Source organism: Nocardia africana NBRC 100379, assembly GCF_001612635.1.
Taxonomy (GTDB): domain Bacteria; phylum Actinomycetota; class Actinomycetes; order Mycobacteriales; family Mycobacteriaceae; genus Nocardia; species Nocardia africana.
This window is the reverse complement of the sequence record NZ_BDAV01000006.1, coordinates 500,614-516,780: the sequence shown is the minus strand read 5'-3', so window position 1 is coordinate 516,780 and position 16,167 is coordinate 500,614. Positions and strand designations below refer to the sequence as shown.

Below are 16,167 nucleotides of genomic sequence, written 5' to 3'. Positions count from 1 at the left end.
CGAGGGCACCCACACATGGCTGTGCGCGACATCGCGTCGCCGCGACTCGAATCGCCTCGAGCGCGCCGCGCGGCGATATGCCATGCGGCGCGACCGAATCCGGGCACCGGCTGGTCTCGTCTTCCGCCGCACTGGGACTGTGGCGGTACCAGGGTCCGCGGGTTACCAAGGGGCCGCAGACCGTGTGGACCCTACGATGCCCGGGTCGCCGCGGGTGCTCGCATCGGTGGCGTTCCGAGACAGCCGAATTCGCGCCGGAACGACGCGGTCCGGATGCGCCCGGAAGGCTTCGGTGCGGCCGATATGCCGCCCGATCTCGAGTACGAAGCACCCGGCATGCCGCACCGGTTACCCGGAACGCACTGTCGGCGAGAAGGATTCGCGAGTGTGGGTGTTGAGATGGCTCAGCAGTACGCAGCGGGCGGGGGTCCGCGAGTGCGGAAGGTCTCGGTGGGGAAGATCCGCAGGATCACCCGGTCGCGGTGAACGCTGCGAGGAAGAATCGGTTCGTCGACGGCCGGGAGGCTGACCGGGACAGGCAGCGCCCGCGCGACGGCGGTGCCGATCCGGTAGGCGGCCTCGGCGCCGAGAATGACGACGGCGGCGCACACCGCGCCGACCAGGTGGGCGCCCAGCATGGCGGGCGTCCACAGCGGCATATCGTGCATCTGCGCCATATCCGCCGACATCACCAGGTGGCCGATCAGCTGCCCGCCCCACAGCGCCGCGACGAGTCCGACAGCGGTGGTGCGCAGCGGTGCCAGCCCCGCGACGAGCGCGCCGACCACGGTCGCGGCGGCCACCAGCAGCATCAGGGTGCTGGACTGCACCGGCATCCCGCCGGCCGCCCACCCGTGCGCGGCGATGGACAGGGCCCCCGACACGGATCCGGCAGACGCGCCCCGCAACCGCGCCACCGCGGCCCGACGCGCACGCGTCGACACCTGGGCGCGGGCCGATACGCGGCCGGACGGGGGAAACACGAGCTGAATGATAGCCGACCGCTTCGACGCCGATTCACAGATCCGCCGAACTCTTTCCGCGTGGAAGCTCCGCGGAAACACGATCGGCCCGGGAGTCGGACTCCCGGGCCGAGGCGTGCCGGTGAACTCAGTCGCCGGTGACGTCCATTTCCGCCAGCGGCTTGCGCAGCAGCTTGCCGGTGGCGTTGCGAGGCAGCTCGTCGAGGAAGATCACCTCGCGCGGCACCTTGTAACGCGCGAGGTTCGCCTTGACGTAGTCCTTGATCTCCTGGGCGTCGCGCTTGGAATCGGGACCCGGAACGACGAAGGCGCGCAGGCGCTTTCCGAATTCCTTGTCGTCGACACCGATGACCGCCGCCTCCTGCACGTCGGGGCGGTCGGCGATGAGGTGCTCGACCTCCTGCGGGAAGACGTTCTCGCCGCCGGAGACGATCATGTCGTCGTCGCGGCCGTCGATGAACAGCAGCCCGTCCTCGTCGAAGTGCCCGACGTCGCCGCTGGACATCATGCCGTCCACGATCTCCTTGGTGCGGCCGTCGGTGTAGGCCTTGAACGAGTGCGCGTTCTCGATGAAGATCGTGCCGGTGACGTTCGGTTCGGTGATGCGCTTGCGGTTCTCGTCGAACAGCGCCAGCCGGATTCCGAGCGGCGGGCGGCCCGCGGTGCTCGGAGACTTGCGCAGATCCTCCGGGCTCGCCACGGTGATCAACGCGCATTCGGTGGAGCCGTACACGTTGTAGAGGACATCACCGAAGTAGTCCAGGCTGCGCGTCACGACGTCCGGCGGAATCGCCGAGCCCGCGGCGAAAATCATTCGCAGCGAGGACATGTCGTACTTGGCGAGCGTTTCCGGCGGCAGGTCCAGCATGCGCTGCAGCATGGTCGGCACCACCACCAGCGACTCGGCCTTGTACTTGTCGATATTGGCGAGCGTCTTCTCCGGATCGAAACGCCGCTGCTGGAAGATCATCCGGTTGCCCAGCGAGAGCCCGAGGGTGAACTGCGAGAGGCCGGTGGCGTGGAAAACCGGCGCCGCGACGACCATGGAACCATTGCGCGGCAACGGAATTCGATCCAGGAACTGCGCGGAGATGAACGGGCTGACCTTGTCACGCGGCGCACCCTTCGGGGTGCCGGTGGTACCGGAGGTCAGGATCACCATGCCGCCCGGCTTCGTCGGCGCGCTCACCGCATCGGGGGACTGGCCCTCGCGCAGCGAATCGACGGTCGGGATCGCGGGATCGACGTTGTCGGACTCGTCCACCCAGGTCAGGATGCGGGGGATCTCGTCGGGGATGGCGCTCATCAGGTCGAAGAACTCGCTGTCGTGCAGCACCAGTTTCACCTGCTCGCGCGCGGCGACATCGGCGAACTGCGGCTTCGCGAAGCCGGTGTTCATCAACACTGCCCGCACACCCAGCTTGCCGGTGGCGGCCAGGCTCAGCACCATGCCGCGGTGGTCGCGCGCCAGCAGCGCCACCACATCACCCTCGCGCAGACCGTGCGCCGCCAGGCCCCGGGCCAGCTGGTTGGACTGCTCGTTGACCTCGGCGAAGGTCAGCTCGCCCCGCTCGTCCAGCAGCGCCGCAGACGTCGGATTGGTCTTCGCGGCGTGCATGATCACGCCCGCGAAGGGCCCGAACCTGGTGACGTTGAGCGCCGAGCTGACCGCGTGGTCCGGCCGCAGCGGGCTGAACAGCCCGCGTTTGCGCATGACGTTGACCCCCAGAGCCAGATCTCCGGCCTTTCGGAGGGCAGTGCTTGCTGACGGAAGGACAGCTGACATAGGTACAACCTTCCGCGGATTCCGCCAGGCAGGCGGGACCGCAACATCGAGATCCAGTGCGTGCTAACCCTAGCAAGCAGGGGCGCGTGGATGTGGTTCGCGTCTCTGTAACCGACGGTACCGTACAACTGGTCGGGTGACCGATTATGTGATCTGGTATTCCACCAATGCCCGGCGCAGCAGCTTGCCGGTGGCGTTGCGCGGCAGATCGTCGAGGAACACCACGTCACGAGGCACTTTGTAGCGGGCGAGCGTGCCCTTGACGTAGGCCTTGATCTCCTCCGGATCCAGGGTGGCGCCGGGCTCCGGCACGACGAAGGCGCGCAGGCGTTTGCCGAATTCCACGTCGTCCACCCCGACCACCGCCGCGTCGAAGATGTCCGCCCGCTCCAGCAGCAGGTTCTCGACCTCCTGCGGGAAGACGTTCTCGCCGCCGGAGACGATCATGTCGTCGTCGCGGCCGTCGATGAACAACAGCCCGTGCTCGTCGAAGTGGCCGACATCGCCGGAGGACATGTAGCCGTCGATGATCTGCTTGTGCCGTCCGTCGGTATAACCACCGAACGGTGCGCCGGAACGAATGAAAATGCGCCCCTTGACATTCGGGCCGTCCACGCGCTTGTCGTTCTCGTCGAACAACACCACTTCGCACGTGACGGGCGCGCGGCCGGCGGTGCCCGGGGCGATGGCCAGATCGGCCGGCTGGGCCACCGTCGCCACCGCGCATTCGGTGGAGCCGTAGAGGTTGTACAGCACCGGGCCGAACGCCTCGGTGGCACGCACGGTCAGCTCCGGCGACAGCGCCGATCCCGCCAGCACAATGGATTTCAGCGAGGACAGATCGTAGCGCTCACGCACGGCCGGATCGAGTTCGACCATCCGATGCAGCATCGTCGGCACCGCTACCAGCAGGTCGACGCCGTGTTCGGCGATCAGGGCCAGGGTGCGCTCGGCGTCGAAGCGGCGCATCATCACCGTCGTCGTGCCGAGGGCGGTGGCGATCAGCCAGGTGGCCTGGCCCGTGCTGTGGAAGATCGGCGAGACGATGAGCATCGTGCCCTGCCGCGGGAACGGGATCCGATCGGCGATCTGGGCCGAGGCGATCGGCGAAACCGCTTCCCGGGGAGCGCCTTTCGGCAGTCCGGTGGTGCCGCTGGTGAGGATCACGAAGCCGCCCGGCTTGGCCGGCAGCGGCAGCTCGTTCGGTGGGTGGGCCGCGATCAGTTCCTCGATCGTGATGGCGCCCGCGGGCAATTCGGCGCCGTCGTCGACCCAGGTGATCACCCGCGGCAGCTCCGGCGGCAGCGCGTCGAGCAGGCCGACGAATTCACTGTCGTGCAGCACCACCTTCACGTGCTCGCGTTCGCAGACCTGCGCGAACTGCGGCTTCGCGAAGCCGGTGTTCATCAGCGCCAGCCGCGCCCCGGCCTTCCCGGCGGCCGCCATCGCCAGCAACAGTCCACGATGATCGCGGGCGAGAATGCCGATGACCGTTCCGGGTTCGACGCCGAGCGATCGCAGGCCGCGGGCCAGCCGCGTGGAATTGTCGTCGAGTTCGCGGAACGTCATACTCCCGTGCTCGTCGACCAGCGCGGCCCGCTGCGGCCACATGCGCGCGGCATGCCGGACCATCGTCGCCTGCGGCCCGAGCCGGCGCCCCTCCTTCGCCGACCACACCGTCTCACCGAGATCGCGCGGATCGATGAAACCGCGCTCCCGCAGCACATTCAACGCCCGCACCGCCTCGGTCACCTCGACCGCCTTGCGCGCAACCCCCTGCAGAACCGACCCGATACCGACGCCCACGTCAACCACCTCCACACGACCCGACCGCGTGCTGGGGACGGTAGCAGCCGCAAGTGTGACTTGGTACACACTTCCGGTCAACGACTTGGCCTCGATTGTGGGTCGCGGACAAGTTCGATGGCGACAATCGGCATGAGCGATCGGCTCACGATCGGCGGGCGGAAATCGTCGGCACGCCGGTTCAGTAAGACCGTGTGTCGTCTTCGGTACTGTCCGGAAAGGGATCGCGCAGGCTTGGCGCCCCGGGAAGCAGGTCGGGCAGGTCGGGGAGAGTACCGACGATGTCGGTCACTGGCGCGATCTTCTCTGCGGTGTATTTCCCTGCATGAGCGGCAGCTTCGCGTATGACCTCGGTCAGTTTGCGGGCCAGATCGTCGGGCTTGGCCCGCATGGCGGCGGGCTGCAGCTTGATTTCGGTGACGATACCGGCGGAATCCACGCTCACCGTCACGGTGTCGTCCACTGAACTGGCTTGGATACGAACGGAATCGAGATGGGCTCGTATTCCCGCGAGACTCGCCTTCTGCTCTTCGTAAGCGTCGAGCATGTTGTTGATCTCCATACGCGCCTGCCGCCGGAAGTCGTTGTCTTCCGGGGCGAGCGGATCGGTCATCGGGGATCGTCCCCGAGCGCCGCGGTGGCTTCGGCTCGGTGTTTCACCATCGCTGCGGCGAGGGTCTCCCGCAACTTACGCGGCCAGGTGGTGTTCGCGATCTCGCGCAACAACCACTCGGGCTCCTTGTCATCCAAGCGAAGCAGGGCGAACAGGACGACGTCCTCTTCGAACATCGCTCGATTACGGTCGGCGTCGATCTCACCGCGTAGCAACTGCAGGACAATCTCTTTGGACGCAGACAGGTTCGCGCCACCCATAACGATCTACTCCGTTCGTTTGCCTCGCGAGCACGTCCGGAACGTGCATCTCGAAACTGTCGTACATCACGCCCTGCCGCCAACAGTGAGCATTCCCATTGTCGGGAAAGTGACCCCGCAGACGGAGAATCGTCGATAACCGAGTCAGGGGGTTGAGATGGCGCAGGAGCTGCGGGTCGATGCGGATCGCCTCCATGCCGTCATGCAGGAATACGAGTCCATCGGGGAGGCCGCCCGCCGGGCCCACGATGAGCTTCGGGCCGTCCTGGCGGCGGAAGGCGATTGCTGGGGTGAGGATACCCCCGGTCGCTCGTTCGCGGAAACCTATGTGCCGGATGCCAGAAACCTGCTCGACAGTCTGAGTAAGACGCTCGGATCGCTCACCACCGAGGGAAATCTCCTGGGCGACATAGCGAAACGAGTCAACAACGCCGATGAGCTCGGCCGGTCATCGGTTCTCGGTGCGATGCCCGACCGCGAGTACGGCTCAGGAATCGAGCCGTACTCGGCCGCTGCGCCTCCGAATACGACGCCTTCCAGCGTCGCCCAGACGCCCGGATCTGCACGTCCATCGCAACCCGTCGTCGGACCGGGCGCGTATGCAGGGCAGAACAGCGCATATGCAGGGCAGAACGGTACGCCATCGAACGGTGAGCGAGCAGCTGGTGTCGGACAGCCGGCCTCGAATCCGCCGGGCGCCACCTCGAACAACACACCGGCAACGTCCGGAGATTCGCAGACGACAGGTCGATCCGATTCCCCGGCACCGAGTACAAACGGGGCACAGCCGCCTTCGGGGGCACTGCCACCGGATACCGGGCGTAGGCCGTCCCGGGAAGCTGCGGCTAACGGAACTTCCGGCAAGAGCGACGGGGTGCGGGCCGCGGAACCGGCGCGACCGAACACGCCCTGGTCGCGTTCGCCGGGCGCCGCGCCGACCGGCCCGAGTGCTCCGAGGAGAGTATCGGCTCCGTCGAATCGGCCCGGTGAATCGCATGGGGCGCGGCCGAATTCGCCCTCGGCGCCGAAGGCTCCTCCCGGCAAGACTGCGCCGCGGAAGGCGGTCTCGGCATCTCAGGCTCGTCCCCGGCGCGAGGACAAGCAACAGAAGGTGCGCCTTGCTACGCCCGACGAAGCCCGGGAGCTTGCCGAAGCGCTGATGGAGCGCCACGGTTTGCGAGTTCTCGGTTTCGAAACTCCGGGCATCGGGCTGGATGTTCTCCGGGAGATCGCTGCGGCTCTCGACGATGTTCTCACCGCGTATCCGTATCTCGCACTTCCGAAATTCGCGATCGCCGAATGCGGGGAGGCTGTCACCAGGCTCGAACGGTCTCGACATGCAGGCGGCTCAGGTCCCCTGCTCGCGGGTTTGACTCTGAACGTGGCGTTCGCGAAGGACGCTGCCGCACTGGCGGAGAAGGTCACCTCGGAAATCCGGCGCGGCAAGATTTCTCGCGGATCCGAGAATCGGCCGGTGTATTCCACCATTGTTCGTCAACTCGGCCATGCGCTCGATATTTCCGGCGGCCTCGCGGCTCACGCGGTGTCGCAGCGGACCATGATTTCCGAATACCTGTCCGAGTGTGGTGAAAGCAGACTCGAGACGCCACTCGGCGCTATCGTCCGAGGGTATTTGACATGGCGTGACGGGTTGAGCCGATACGGTTTCCCGAACGGCCGTTTCGAGCCCGGAATGGCCCTGGCGGACGCGTTCGTCGAGGTGCAGATGAACCCGGCAGACGCCGGCGCACCCGCGCGCGTATTGCACCGGTTGCTGGTGGAAACCGCCAGGCGGCACAGCCCGAAGGACTACATACGCGAGCAGGTGTAATCGCCTCATGACCCTGCGGTTGCCGAGTGAGTTCCCGGATTGGCTGGTTACGGCCTGCGCCGGGCATTTCCCGGAGGGCGACGAGGACGCAATGCGACGGTGTGCGTCCGGCTGGTCGACTTTCGCGGACCACTGGGATTCCGAAGCAGGTCGATATGAGCAGGCTTCCGCGGCGGAGCAGCTGGCTATTTCGGGGCTCACCTCGAACGCGAAAGATGGGAGAAATCAGCAAGTCGTCGCGGACATGCGCAACTCGGCAAAATGCTGCCGCGTTATGGCCGATCAGCTGAACAAAACCGCACAGAATGTCGAGTACACGAAGCTGCTGGTCATATCCACTGGCGTGGCGCTGCTCGTGCAGATCGCGGTCGACCTCGCTCTCGCCGGGCCCGGCGCGATGAAGGCCGCCGCGGACAAGGCGCGGGCCGAGGTCGCATGGAAGGCGGCGGGACGCACGCTCCTGAACAGGGTAGAGGAGGACGGTGCCGCGGCCGTGTTGCGGCGTGGGGGTATTCCATTGGCGAAGGTGGCCGCGATCAGTGTGGGGGTGGGTGCGGGAACCGGTGGCCTCGTCGACCTTTCGGCGCAATCGATTCAGAAGTACAAGCTCCATCATCGGGACGAAATCGACTGGGGCAGCGTCGGCCGATCGACTGCTATCGGCGGAATCGCCGGTGGTGCCGGCCTGGTCGCCGGCCTCAAACTAGCGCCGATCGTCAATCGGGCATATGCCCGGGTGGCCCAGCAGGCGACGTCCAAGGCGATGAAGTATCTGGCCCGGGTGGGGCCGACCGCGATGATCGGCACCGTGGGGGGTGTGGCCGGCGGCGTGGCGGGCGTGGGAGCCCAGGCCGTGCTCACCGGACATCTGCCGACGAAAGAGGAACTCAAACAGGCCCTGATCACCGGATTCGCCGGTGGTTTTCTCGGGTCGGCCGCCGTGCTCGCCCATCCGGGACCACCCCCACACGGCCCAACGGTGACAGATCCGGGACCGGTTCGACCGCCGAGCAATCCCGACGAGGTGATTTCCCGAGCGCTGGCGGACCATCCGGATATCTTCGATGAGCCCAGGTCGTTGAGTGATCTGCGGAATCGATTGGGTAACGACACATCTTTCGGCGACCTTTTTGTGCTGCGGGAGGAATCTCACGCCCGCAACGGTGTCGAACCGCCCTCGCTGTCCAGGGAGAGCCTGAACGATTTTCTGCACGAGGTGTGGCTCGACCGCGAATTCACATACGATGCAAACGATGTATATAGGGCGTACGCCAAAGCGTACGAGTCCAATCGCGTCAACGACGGAAGGGGATATATAGACGCTCTGGGGGATTTGTCTGCCGACCGGCCGCCCGGCGCGCGGGCCGTGTATCAAATGTCTCACGGCGTTTCAGAATTCAGTCCTTCTGTTGCAGCGGGTATGAGTCCGCACGACAGGGGTTTTGTTCACTACCTGAGGGAGGGTGCCGACTCGGACGACGTCGGGTACCGCGTATATGTCAATGCGCGAGGTGATTCGGCACCTGCTCTGATGCGCTCTCTCGTGCATGATGTGATCGATAGTCCGGGTAATTTTCCTGACGTGTACGCCGCGAAGATTTCCGGGCCGGGCAGTCATCGTCCGGACAATATCGTCATCTATGTCAAGGATATCGACTCTGCGAATCGAGTCACGGACTGGCTCGGTGGGTTTTCGGATAACAATCCCAATGCCTTCATGCATCTGACTCCTGCCATGACCCATCAGGTCATGGACGGTGTTTCTATCGGTGCCGAACCCACCGTAGCGGGACACAGCTTCGGTACAAGACGTGCAGAAGCGATATATGACGGGCTTCATGAGACATTGGAGAACGGCGGGACTTTCGAGGATTTCGCAAGAAATGTCGATGTCCAACTGCAAAGCAAAGGGATCTGGCCGGACAATCCATTCCGTAATGTCGGTGATTCACAGGCCACAACCAATCCAGCTCCCAGTCAGAGGCCGGCAGCGGCAAGAGAAGGTGGCGAAGGCGGTGCCGCGAGGGCCGGCGCTCCGGCCGGTGCGCAGCCGCCACCCGCGTCACCAGCTCCCGGTCCGGCGCGAGGCGAACCCGGCGTGGGTCCGTCACCGGTGCGGCCGGAAGGCGGGCGGACTCCGGGCGAACGGAGAGCTGTCCCCGTGCCGGGTGATCCCGTAGAGGGTTCACCTCCGGGTGCGCCTTCGCACGAGCCGCTGGCGGGGGAATCCGGTGAGCCGCCGTTCGGCCGTCCGCCAGAAGCGCCGCCGCAGGAGCCGGATGGTGTTGCACTGGCCGGTGAGGGCGGGGATGACGGTCGGCCTGGCAGCCCGGACGGGGTTTCCGGTGACGGAGAGGGCGCGGATGGTCCCGGCGGAAACAGGGGCCTGGTCGACGAGCAGGGATACGACAGCCGCGGATATGACGAGGAGGGATACGACCGGGACGGGTACAACGAGTACGGATACGACAGGTGGGGCTGCAAGCCGGACGGGTACGACGACAACGGATTCAACCGGCTCGGGTATGACCGGCACGGATACGACAGGGAGGGCTACAACGAGCGGGGATACAACCGGGCCGGGTACGACCGGGAGGGGACCTTCCACCCCGAACGCGTTGTTGCGCCTGGCGAGGCGGGAACTGATCCGAGCCCCTCACCTACGGGCGAGCGGCGCGCTGACGGTCAGTCGAACGACCCGGACACAGGCTCCGGTGAAAAAGTTCCTGCGGGATCCGACGGCAACGGGCCGGATGGTGCGGCCGAGGCGAAGGGCCCGCCCGAGAATCCTGTCGCTCGTCCGGGTGACGGCGGTGACGAAGCCGGTAGTGGCACATCCGTGAAGGGTGACGACGGCGCCGACAACGGCGGCCCCGGGAACGGAGCAGACAGGGCGGGCAACGAGGGCGACGGTTCCCCGGAGGCCGGTAGCGACGACTCGGGAAACAACTCCGGAAAGGGCGACTACGACAAGGACGGCTTCGACAAAGAGGGCTTCGACCGGGACGGGTACAGCCGGGAGGGGTACGACAAGGACGGGTACAACCGGGCGGGATACGACAAAGAGGGGTATAACCGCGACGGCCACGACAAGGACGGGTACGACCGTTCCGGTGCCCATCGGGACGGCTACGACGAGAACGGATACGACAAGAACGGGTACGACCGGGCCGGTTTCGACCGTGGTGGGTACAGCCGGGACGGATACGACAAGAACGGGTACAACCGGGCGGGGTACGACAAGGACGGGTACAACCGCGGCGGTTACGACAAGGACGGGTACAACCGGGCGGGCGCCCATCGGGACGGGTACGACAGCCAAGGCTACGACCCGAACGGTTTCGACAAGGACGGGTATAACCGGGCCGGGTTCAACCGCGAGGGGTACGACAAGAACGGCTATAACGCGGCCGGACGCCACAAGGACGACGTCGACGGCTCGAAGGACGGCGGGGACGACTCGGGTAAGACGGGCGACACCGGCGACGGCAACGCCGCAAGCGCGAACAAATCCGAAGGCACCGACGACAAGGCCGCCGGTGACAAGGACAAGGCGGCCGACGACAAGAGCAAGGACGACAAGAACAAGAAGAAGCCCGACGACGGTGACGACGGCGACAAGAAGAAGATGAGCAAGGGCAAGAAGTTTCTTCTGGGAGCCGGTGCCGTCGGCGCCGTCGGCTTCTTCGCGTCGAACCACTGGTCGCCCTGGGGACATCAGGGCGGCGACGGGGGGTCGGGCGATGGATCGGGTCAAGGCAGCGGATCCGGCTTGGGATCCGGATCCGGCTCGGGATCTCCGGCGCCGATCACCCCGGCCGTTCCGAGTACGGCGACCGAGCCGACTCTGCTCAGGCCGACGGCGCCCTCCGGCTACACCTATACGCCTACTCCGCCGTCCGCGCTGACGCCGACGCCGCTGGGCCCGTCCTCGTCGGGTTCGGTACCGAACGACGGTGCGTGGTCGAACGATCCGGGTTCCTTGGGCCCGAACACGCCGGGTTCGCAGCCGACCACACCCGGCTCGCTCCCGAGCAACGGCTCCTCCTCGGATGGTGCGGGCAGCCTCGGCCAGGACCCCAGCCAACTGTCGCCGGGAACCGGTCTCGGCAGCGGTGGTGGCGGCGTTTTCGGAGGTGGCGGCGCGAGTGCCGATCCGATGGGGGGAATGGGAAATCTTCTCGGTGCCGCGATGGCCGCCATGACCATGATGTCGATGGGATCAGGGATGGGACCGGGCGACAACGGTCAGGACCCGTACTACGACGATGGCGCCGTCGCGCAAGCGCCACCACCCGCGCCGCCCCCCGCACCGGCCGCCGAGAGCGGTGAGGGCTCCGGCTCCGGTTCGGGTTCCGGCTCCGGTGAGGGTTCCGGTTCCGGCTCAGGTGACGGTTCGGGTTCCGGCTCTGGCGAGGGCTCGGGTTCCGGCTCTGGCGAGGGCTCGGGTTCCGGCTCGGGTTCCGGTTCGGGTTCCGGTTCCGGTGACGGCTCGGGTTCTGGTTCCGGTGAGGGTTCTGGCTCCGGTCATGGTTCAGGGTCTGGTGACGGTTCTGGTTCCGGTCATGGCTCCGGCTCCGGCTCCGGTTCTGGTTCCGGTGACGGTTCTGGTTCCGGTTCTGGTTCCGGCTCCGGTCATGGTTCGGGTTCGGGCGACGCTTCCGGTTCCGGCGATGCCTCGGGTTCCGGCTCCGGGGAGGGTTCGGCGTCCGGCCATGGCTCGGGCACGGCATCGGCCCAGACCTCCGGTTCGGGCGAGACAGCGAATTCCGCTGCGGATTCGGCGAATCCGAGTACCGATTCGAACCGCACCGGCGAGCCCACCGCCGTCCCGGCGAACTATCGCCCGGGAGATCGCTGGCAGTTCGGCATTTCCCCGCCCGGCTCACACCCCTGGCAGCGACTCGCCACCACCGGTCCCGCGAACGGTTCCAACCCACCGCCGACCGAGACCTGACGTACCGACGAAAAAACCGGTGCGGGATGGACCCACACCGGTTTTCCGTTGTCCCGCAACCTACTTCAGCTGTGCGCTGCTCAGCTCCAGCACGCGCCGTGCCACGATCAGCTGCTGGATCTGCTGGGTGCCTTCGAAGATGTCGAGAATCTTCGAGTCACGGCTCCACTTCTCCAGCAGCGTGCGCTGGGAGTAGCCCACCGCACCGGCCAGTTCGACGGCCTTCAGGGTCACATCGGTGCCCATGCGGCCGGCCTTGGCCTTGGACATGGAGGCTTCGAGGGAGTTGGGCTTCTTGTTGTCGGCCATCCACGCCGCGCGCAGGGCGAGCAGGTAGGCGGCTTCCCAATCCGATTCCATGCGAAGGAATTCCGCGGCGGCGGCGGACTGGTTGTTGGCGGGGATGTCGTAGGAGATCTCCACGCCGGACTCCTCGAGGATGGTGCGCAGTTCCTCGAGCGCGGCGCGGCCGACGCCGATGGCCATCGCGGCCACCAGCGGGCGGGTGTTGTCGAAGGTCTGCATGACCCCGGCAAAACCCTTCTCCACGTTGACTTCCGGGCTGCCGAGGATGTTGTCGGCCGGAATGCGGCAGTCCTCGAGGCGCAGCTCCGCGGTGTCGGAGGCCTTGATGCCGAGCTTGTGCTCGAGGCGAGCGACGGTGAGGCCCTTGGCATCTCGCGGCACGACGAACGACTTGATCGCCGCGCGCCCCTTGGACTTGTCGACCGAGGCCCACACCACGATGTGGGTCGCGCGCGAGCCGGCGGTCACGAAGATCTTGGTGCCGTTGAGGACCCACTCGTCACCGTCGAGCACCGCGGTGGTCGACACGGCCGCGGAGTCCGAACCGAAGGACGGTTCGGTGATGGCCATCGCCGCCCACACCTTGCCGAAGCGCTCCAGCTGCTCGTCGGTGGCGACCGCGGCGATCGCGGCGTTGCCCAGACCCTGGTAGGGGATCGACAGCATCAAACCGACGTCGCCCCAGCAGGTTTCGAGCGCGTTCAGCAGGGCGGACATGTTGCCGCCGTTGCTGTTGCCGAGCAGTTCGGTGGCATGGCTGTCGGCGGCCTCGTCACCGGACTTGGCCTTGCGGCCGCCGGTGGCACCGGAGATGTCCTGGGTGCCGGAGTCGGCCAGGCCCTCCACCATGGCGGCCATGGTGTCGAGCTCCACCGGGTATTCGTGCTCGGCCAGGTCGTACTTGCGCGAGATGGGCCGGAAGATCTCGGCGGCGACCTGATGGGCCTGGTTGGCGCTGGCCCGCAGCTTCTTGGGGAGTTCGAGATTGATCATCGGAATGTCTCCATCAATACGGTTCAGGGGGTCGAGGAGACCCGGATCAGATCAGGACCACACCTTCGGCGACGCCGATCGCCCGCAGATCGCGGTACCAGCGCTCGACCGGGTGTTCCTTGGTGTAGCCGTGACCGCCGAGCAGCTGCACGCCGTCCAGGCCGATCTGCATGCCCTTGTCGGTGGCGAACTTGCGGGCCAGCGCCGCCTCCCGGGAGAACGACAACCCCTGCTCCGCGCGTGACGCACCCCGCAGAGTCACGAGCCGCAGGCCGTCGAGTTCGATGGCGATATTGGCGACCATGAACGCCACCGCCTGCCGGTGCGCGATCGGCTCGCCGAACGCCTCGCGCTCCTTCACATACGGCTTGACGTAGTCCAGCACGGCCTGACCGGTGCCGACCGCGAGCGACGCCCAGCCCAGGCGGGCCAGTCGCACGGCGTCGGCGTATTCCTCGGCGCGCTGGGCGGCGTCGCCGTCACCCAGGATGGCCTCGGCCGGAACCGCGACGTTGTCCAGGATCAGCCTGCCCAGACCGGCGGCGCGCAGGCCCATGCTCGGATCGGCCTCGATCACCACACCCGGCGTATCCGATTCGACGATGAAAAGCGCGGGGCGGCCGTCGATTTCGGCGCCCACGATGAACAGCTCGGCGTCGGCGGCGGCCGGAACCAGGCTCTTGACACCGTTGATCCGGTAGCCGCTGGGAGAGCGGGTGGCCTTGGTCTGCAGCGCGAACGGGTCGAACAATGCCCGCGGCTCGCTGATCACGACCGAGGCCTGCGGCACGTTCTCACCCGTGAAGGCGCCCAGGTAGGTCTGCTGCTGTGCGTCCGAACCCCACTGCGACAGCGCGACGGCCACACCCGAGGGGGCCAGAATCGGCAACGCCAGGCCCATATCCCCGTGCGCCAGCGCCTCGGCGACCAGCGAGTTGGTGACCGCGCCACGCTCGGTGGCCGCGCCCTCGAGCTCCTCGGGCACGTTGATCAGCGTGATACCCAGTTCGGCGGCGCGCTCGAGCAGATCCTTGGGCGCCTGGGCCGCGCCGTCGGCCTCGTAGGCCGCCGGGCGCAGGATCTCCGCGGCGAATTCGCGCACCGTCTCGACGATCATCTGCTGTTCGTCGGTCGGGGTGAGATCGAAGTAGTCCTTGCTGCGGGACTCGTTGGCGGGCAAGCGCTTCGGCTTGCCGCCCCCGGATACCTTGCCGAATGCGCGGGTCGCGGCGCCGAGCGTGCGGAAGCCGGTCTTGGTGCCCTCGTAGGTCAGCCGTTCGATGGGCTTGCGCAGGTTGTACTTCTCGGCCAGTTCGGAACCGGTAATGGTCGTCATGACCCGCATGGCCGCGCCCATCCAGTCGCGCTTGACCGGGTTGAGGCCGACAGCGGAATCCGGACGTCGCGTCGTTGCGGTGTCTCGAGTGCTCATAGTCACCAGTCTTCTCGGGTGTGGGGTTCGGGTGATCGGTCCCAGGATCTTACTTTCGAGTAAGTCTATCTTACTCCAGAGTAAGAACGCAGTCGAGAGGCTGCGGATATCACCGTGGTCTCGATCCCATCGGCTGCCCGGGCAACCGGCCCGCACAAGCAGGGCAATTGACCAGGACGACCACCGGGTACCCAGGTGACGACGGGCCGAACGTCGGTGCGCGCACACGGCGAACGCCGCATCGGCCGGGCTTCGGCGCGATGCGGCGTTCGATTTCGTCGAGTGTTCCGATTTCGTGTCAGACGGTCGCGCTCGGCAGAGTCGGCAGGCCGAGACCGTCGCGCGTGCCGAGGTGCCGTCCTCAGCCGCGCAGCGCTTCGAGTACGGAATCGTGCAGCAACCCGTTGGTGGCGACCGCGCTGCCGTGATGCGGTCCGGGGGTCCCGTCGAGGGCGGTGAAGCGGCCGCCGGCCTCCCGCACGAGCACGTCGAGCGGCGCGAGGTCCCACAGCGAGACCTCCGGTTCGGTGGCGATATCGACCGCGCCCTCGGCGAGCAGGCAATAGCCGAAGAAGTCGCCGTAGCCGCGGGTGCGCCACACCTGATCCGTCAGGTCGATCAACTGGTCACGCAGCCCCAGGTCCCGCCAGCCGGAGAGACTGGAGATCGCGAGACTGGCCGAATTCAGCCCGCCGACCTCGGAGACCGTGATCGGCTTCGGCTCCCCGGCCTCGAAGCGGGTCCACGCGCCGGAACCCGTTGCGGCCCACCATCGTCGGCTCAACGCGGGCGCGCTGACGACGCCGACGACCGGAACCCCGTCCTGCAGCAGCGCGATCAGACTGGCCCACACCGGAACTCCGCGCACGAAGTTCTTGGTGCCGTCGATCGGATCGATCACCCACTGCCGGCCGGTGAACTCGGCCGCACCGCCGAACTCCTCACCGAGCACGGCGTCGTGCGGCCGCCGCTCGATGAGAATCTCCCGCAGCGACCGCTCGACCGCCAGATCCGCATCCGAGACCGGGGTCAGATCCGGTTTGCTGTTCACCTTCAGGTCGAGGGCGCCGAAACGATCACGGGTGATCGCATCGGCCGCATCGGCCAACAGCAGGGCAAGGTCGAGATCGCCGGCATGATCGCTCACACGGCCACCGTAATGGGCGCACCCCATCGGAGCCATTCGCGGCCTTGCGGCGC

Annotated in this window: 10 protein-coding genes; 2 read left to right on the top strand and 8 right to left on the bottom strand. The window is 66.6% G+C overall.

All coding sequences use genetic code 11. The annotated features are described in order from the left end of the window. Positions 1 to 404: 404 nt before the first annotated feature. The 5 genes from NA3_RS10620 to NA3_RS10600 form a co-directional block, all read right to left on the bottom strand. A complete protein-coding gene (locus NA3_RS10620; protein ID WP_062963352.1) occupies positions 405 to 983 on the bottom strand; it encodes a hypothetical protein in 579 nt (192 codons plus the stop codon). Between the two features lie 127 nt (positions 984 to 1,110). After that, complete coding sequence (locus NA3_RS10615) at positions 1,111 to 2,769, bottom strand: acyl-CoA synthetase (RefSeq protein WP_062963351.1); 1,659 nt, start codon at positions 2,767 to 2,769, stop codon at positions 1,111 to 1,113. Between the two features lie 144 nt (positions 2,770 to 2,913). Continuing rightward, positions 2,914 to 4,575, bottom strand: coding sequence for an acyl-CoA synthetase (locus tag NA3_RS10610; RefSeq protein WP_372464242.1), 1,662 nt, complete (start codon positions 4,573 to 4,575; stop codon positions 2,914 to 2,916). Positions 4,576 to 4,756: 181 nt separating this feature from the next. Further along, positions 4,757 to 5,188 (bottom strand): YbaB/EbfC family nucleoid-associated protein, encoded by a 432-nt coding sequence (locus NA3_RS10605; RefSeq protein WP_062963350.1) that lies wholly within the window; start codon positions 5,186 to 5,188, stop codon positions 4,757 to 4,759. Next, positions 5,185 to 5,448: a hypothetical protein gene (locus NA3_RS10600; RefSeq protein WP_062963349.1), complete on the bottom strand. Its 264-nt coding sequence runs from the start codon at positions 5,446 to 5,448 to the stop codon at positions 5,185 to 5,187. Before NA3_RS10600 ends, NA3_RS10605 begins: the two co-directional genes overlap by 4 nt. A gap of 157 nt (positions 5,449 to 5,605) precedes the next feature. Here NA3_RS10600 and NA3_RS36825 point away from each other — a divergent pair, with 157 nt between their 5' ends. Together NA3_RS36825 and NA3_RS39010 are read left to right on the top strand one after the other, a co-directional pair. After that, positions 5,606 to 7,279: a hypothetical protein gene (locus NA3_RS36825; protein WP_128145127.1), complete on the top strand. Its 1,674-nt coding sequence runs from the start codon at positions 5,606 to 5,608 to the stop codon at positions 7,277 to 7,279. A gap of 7 nt (positions 7,280 to 7,286) precedes the next feature. Continuing rightward, positions 7,287 to 12,236, top strand: coding sequence for a T3SS effector HopA1 family protein (locus tag NA3_RS39010; protein ID WP_218021801.1), 4,950 nt, complete (start codon positions 7,287 to 7,289; stop codon positions 12,234 to 12,236). A 60-nt stretch (positions 12,237 to 12,296) separates the two neighbouring features. Here NA3_RS39010 and NA3_RS10585 read toward each other — a convergent pair whose 3' ends face one another. From NA3_RS10585 to hisN, 3 genes are all read right to left on the bottom strand, one after another. Continuing rightward, complete coding sequence (locus NA3_RS10585) at positions 12,297 to 13,535, bottom strand: acyl-CoA dehydrogenase family protein (RefSeq protein WP_062963346.1); 1,239 nt, start codon at positions 13,533 to 13,535, stop codon at positions 12,297 to 12,299. A 46-nt stretch (positions 13,536 to 13,581) separates the two neighbouring features. Further along, positions 13,582 to 14,967, bottom strand: coding sequence for an acyl-CoA dehydrogenase family protein (locus NA3_RS10580; RefSeq protein WP_062963345.1), 1,386 nt, complete (start codon positions 14,965 to 14,967; stop codon positions 13,582 to 13,584). A gap of 361 nt (positions 14,968 to 15,328) precedes the next feature. Beyond that, positions 15,329 to 16,114 (bottom strand): histidinol-phosphatase, encoded by a 786-nt coding sequence (gene hisN / locus NA3_RS10575; RefSeq protein ID WP_227995343.1) that lies wholly within the window; start codon positions 16,112 to 16,114, stop codon positions 15,329 to 15,331. Positions 16,115 to 16,167 lie beyond the last annotated feature (53 nt).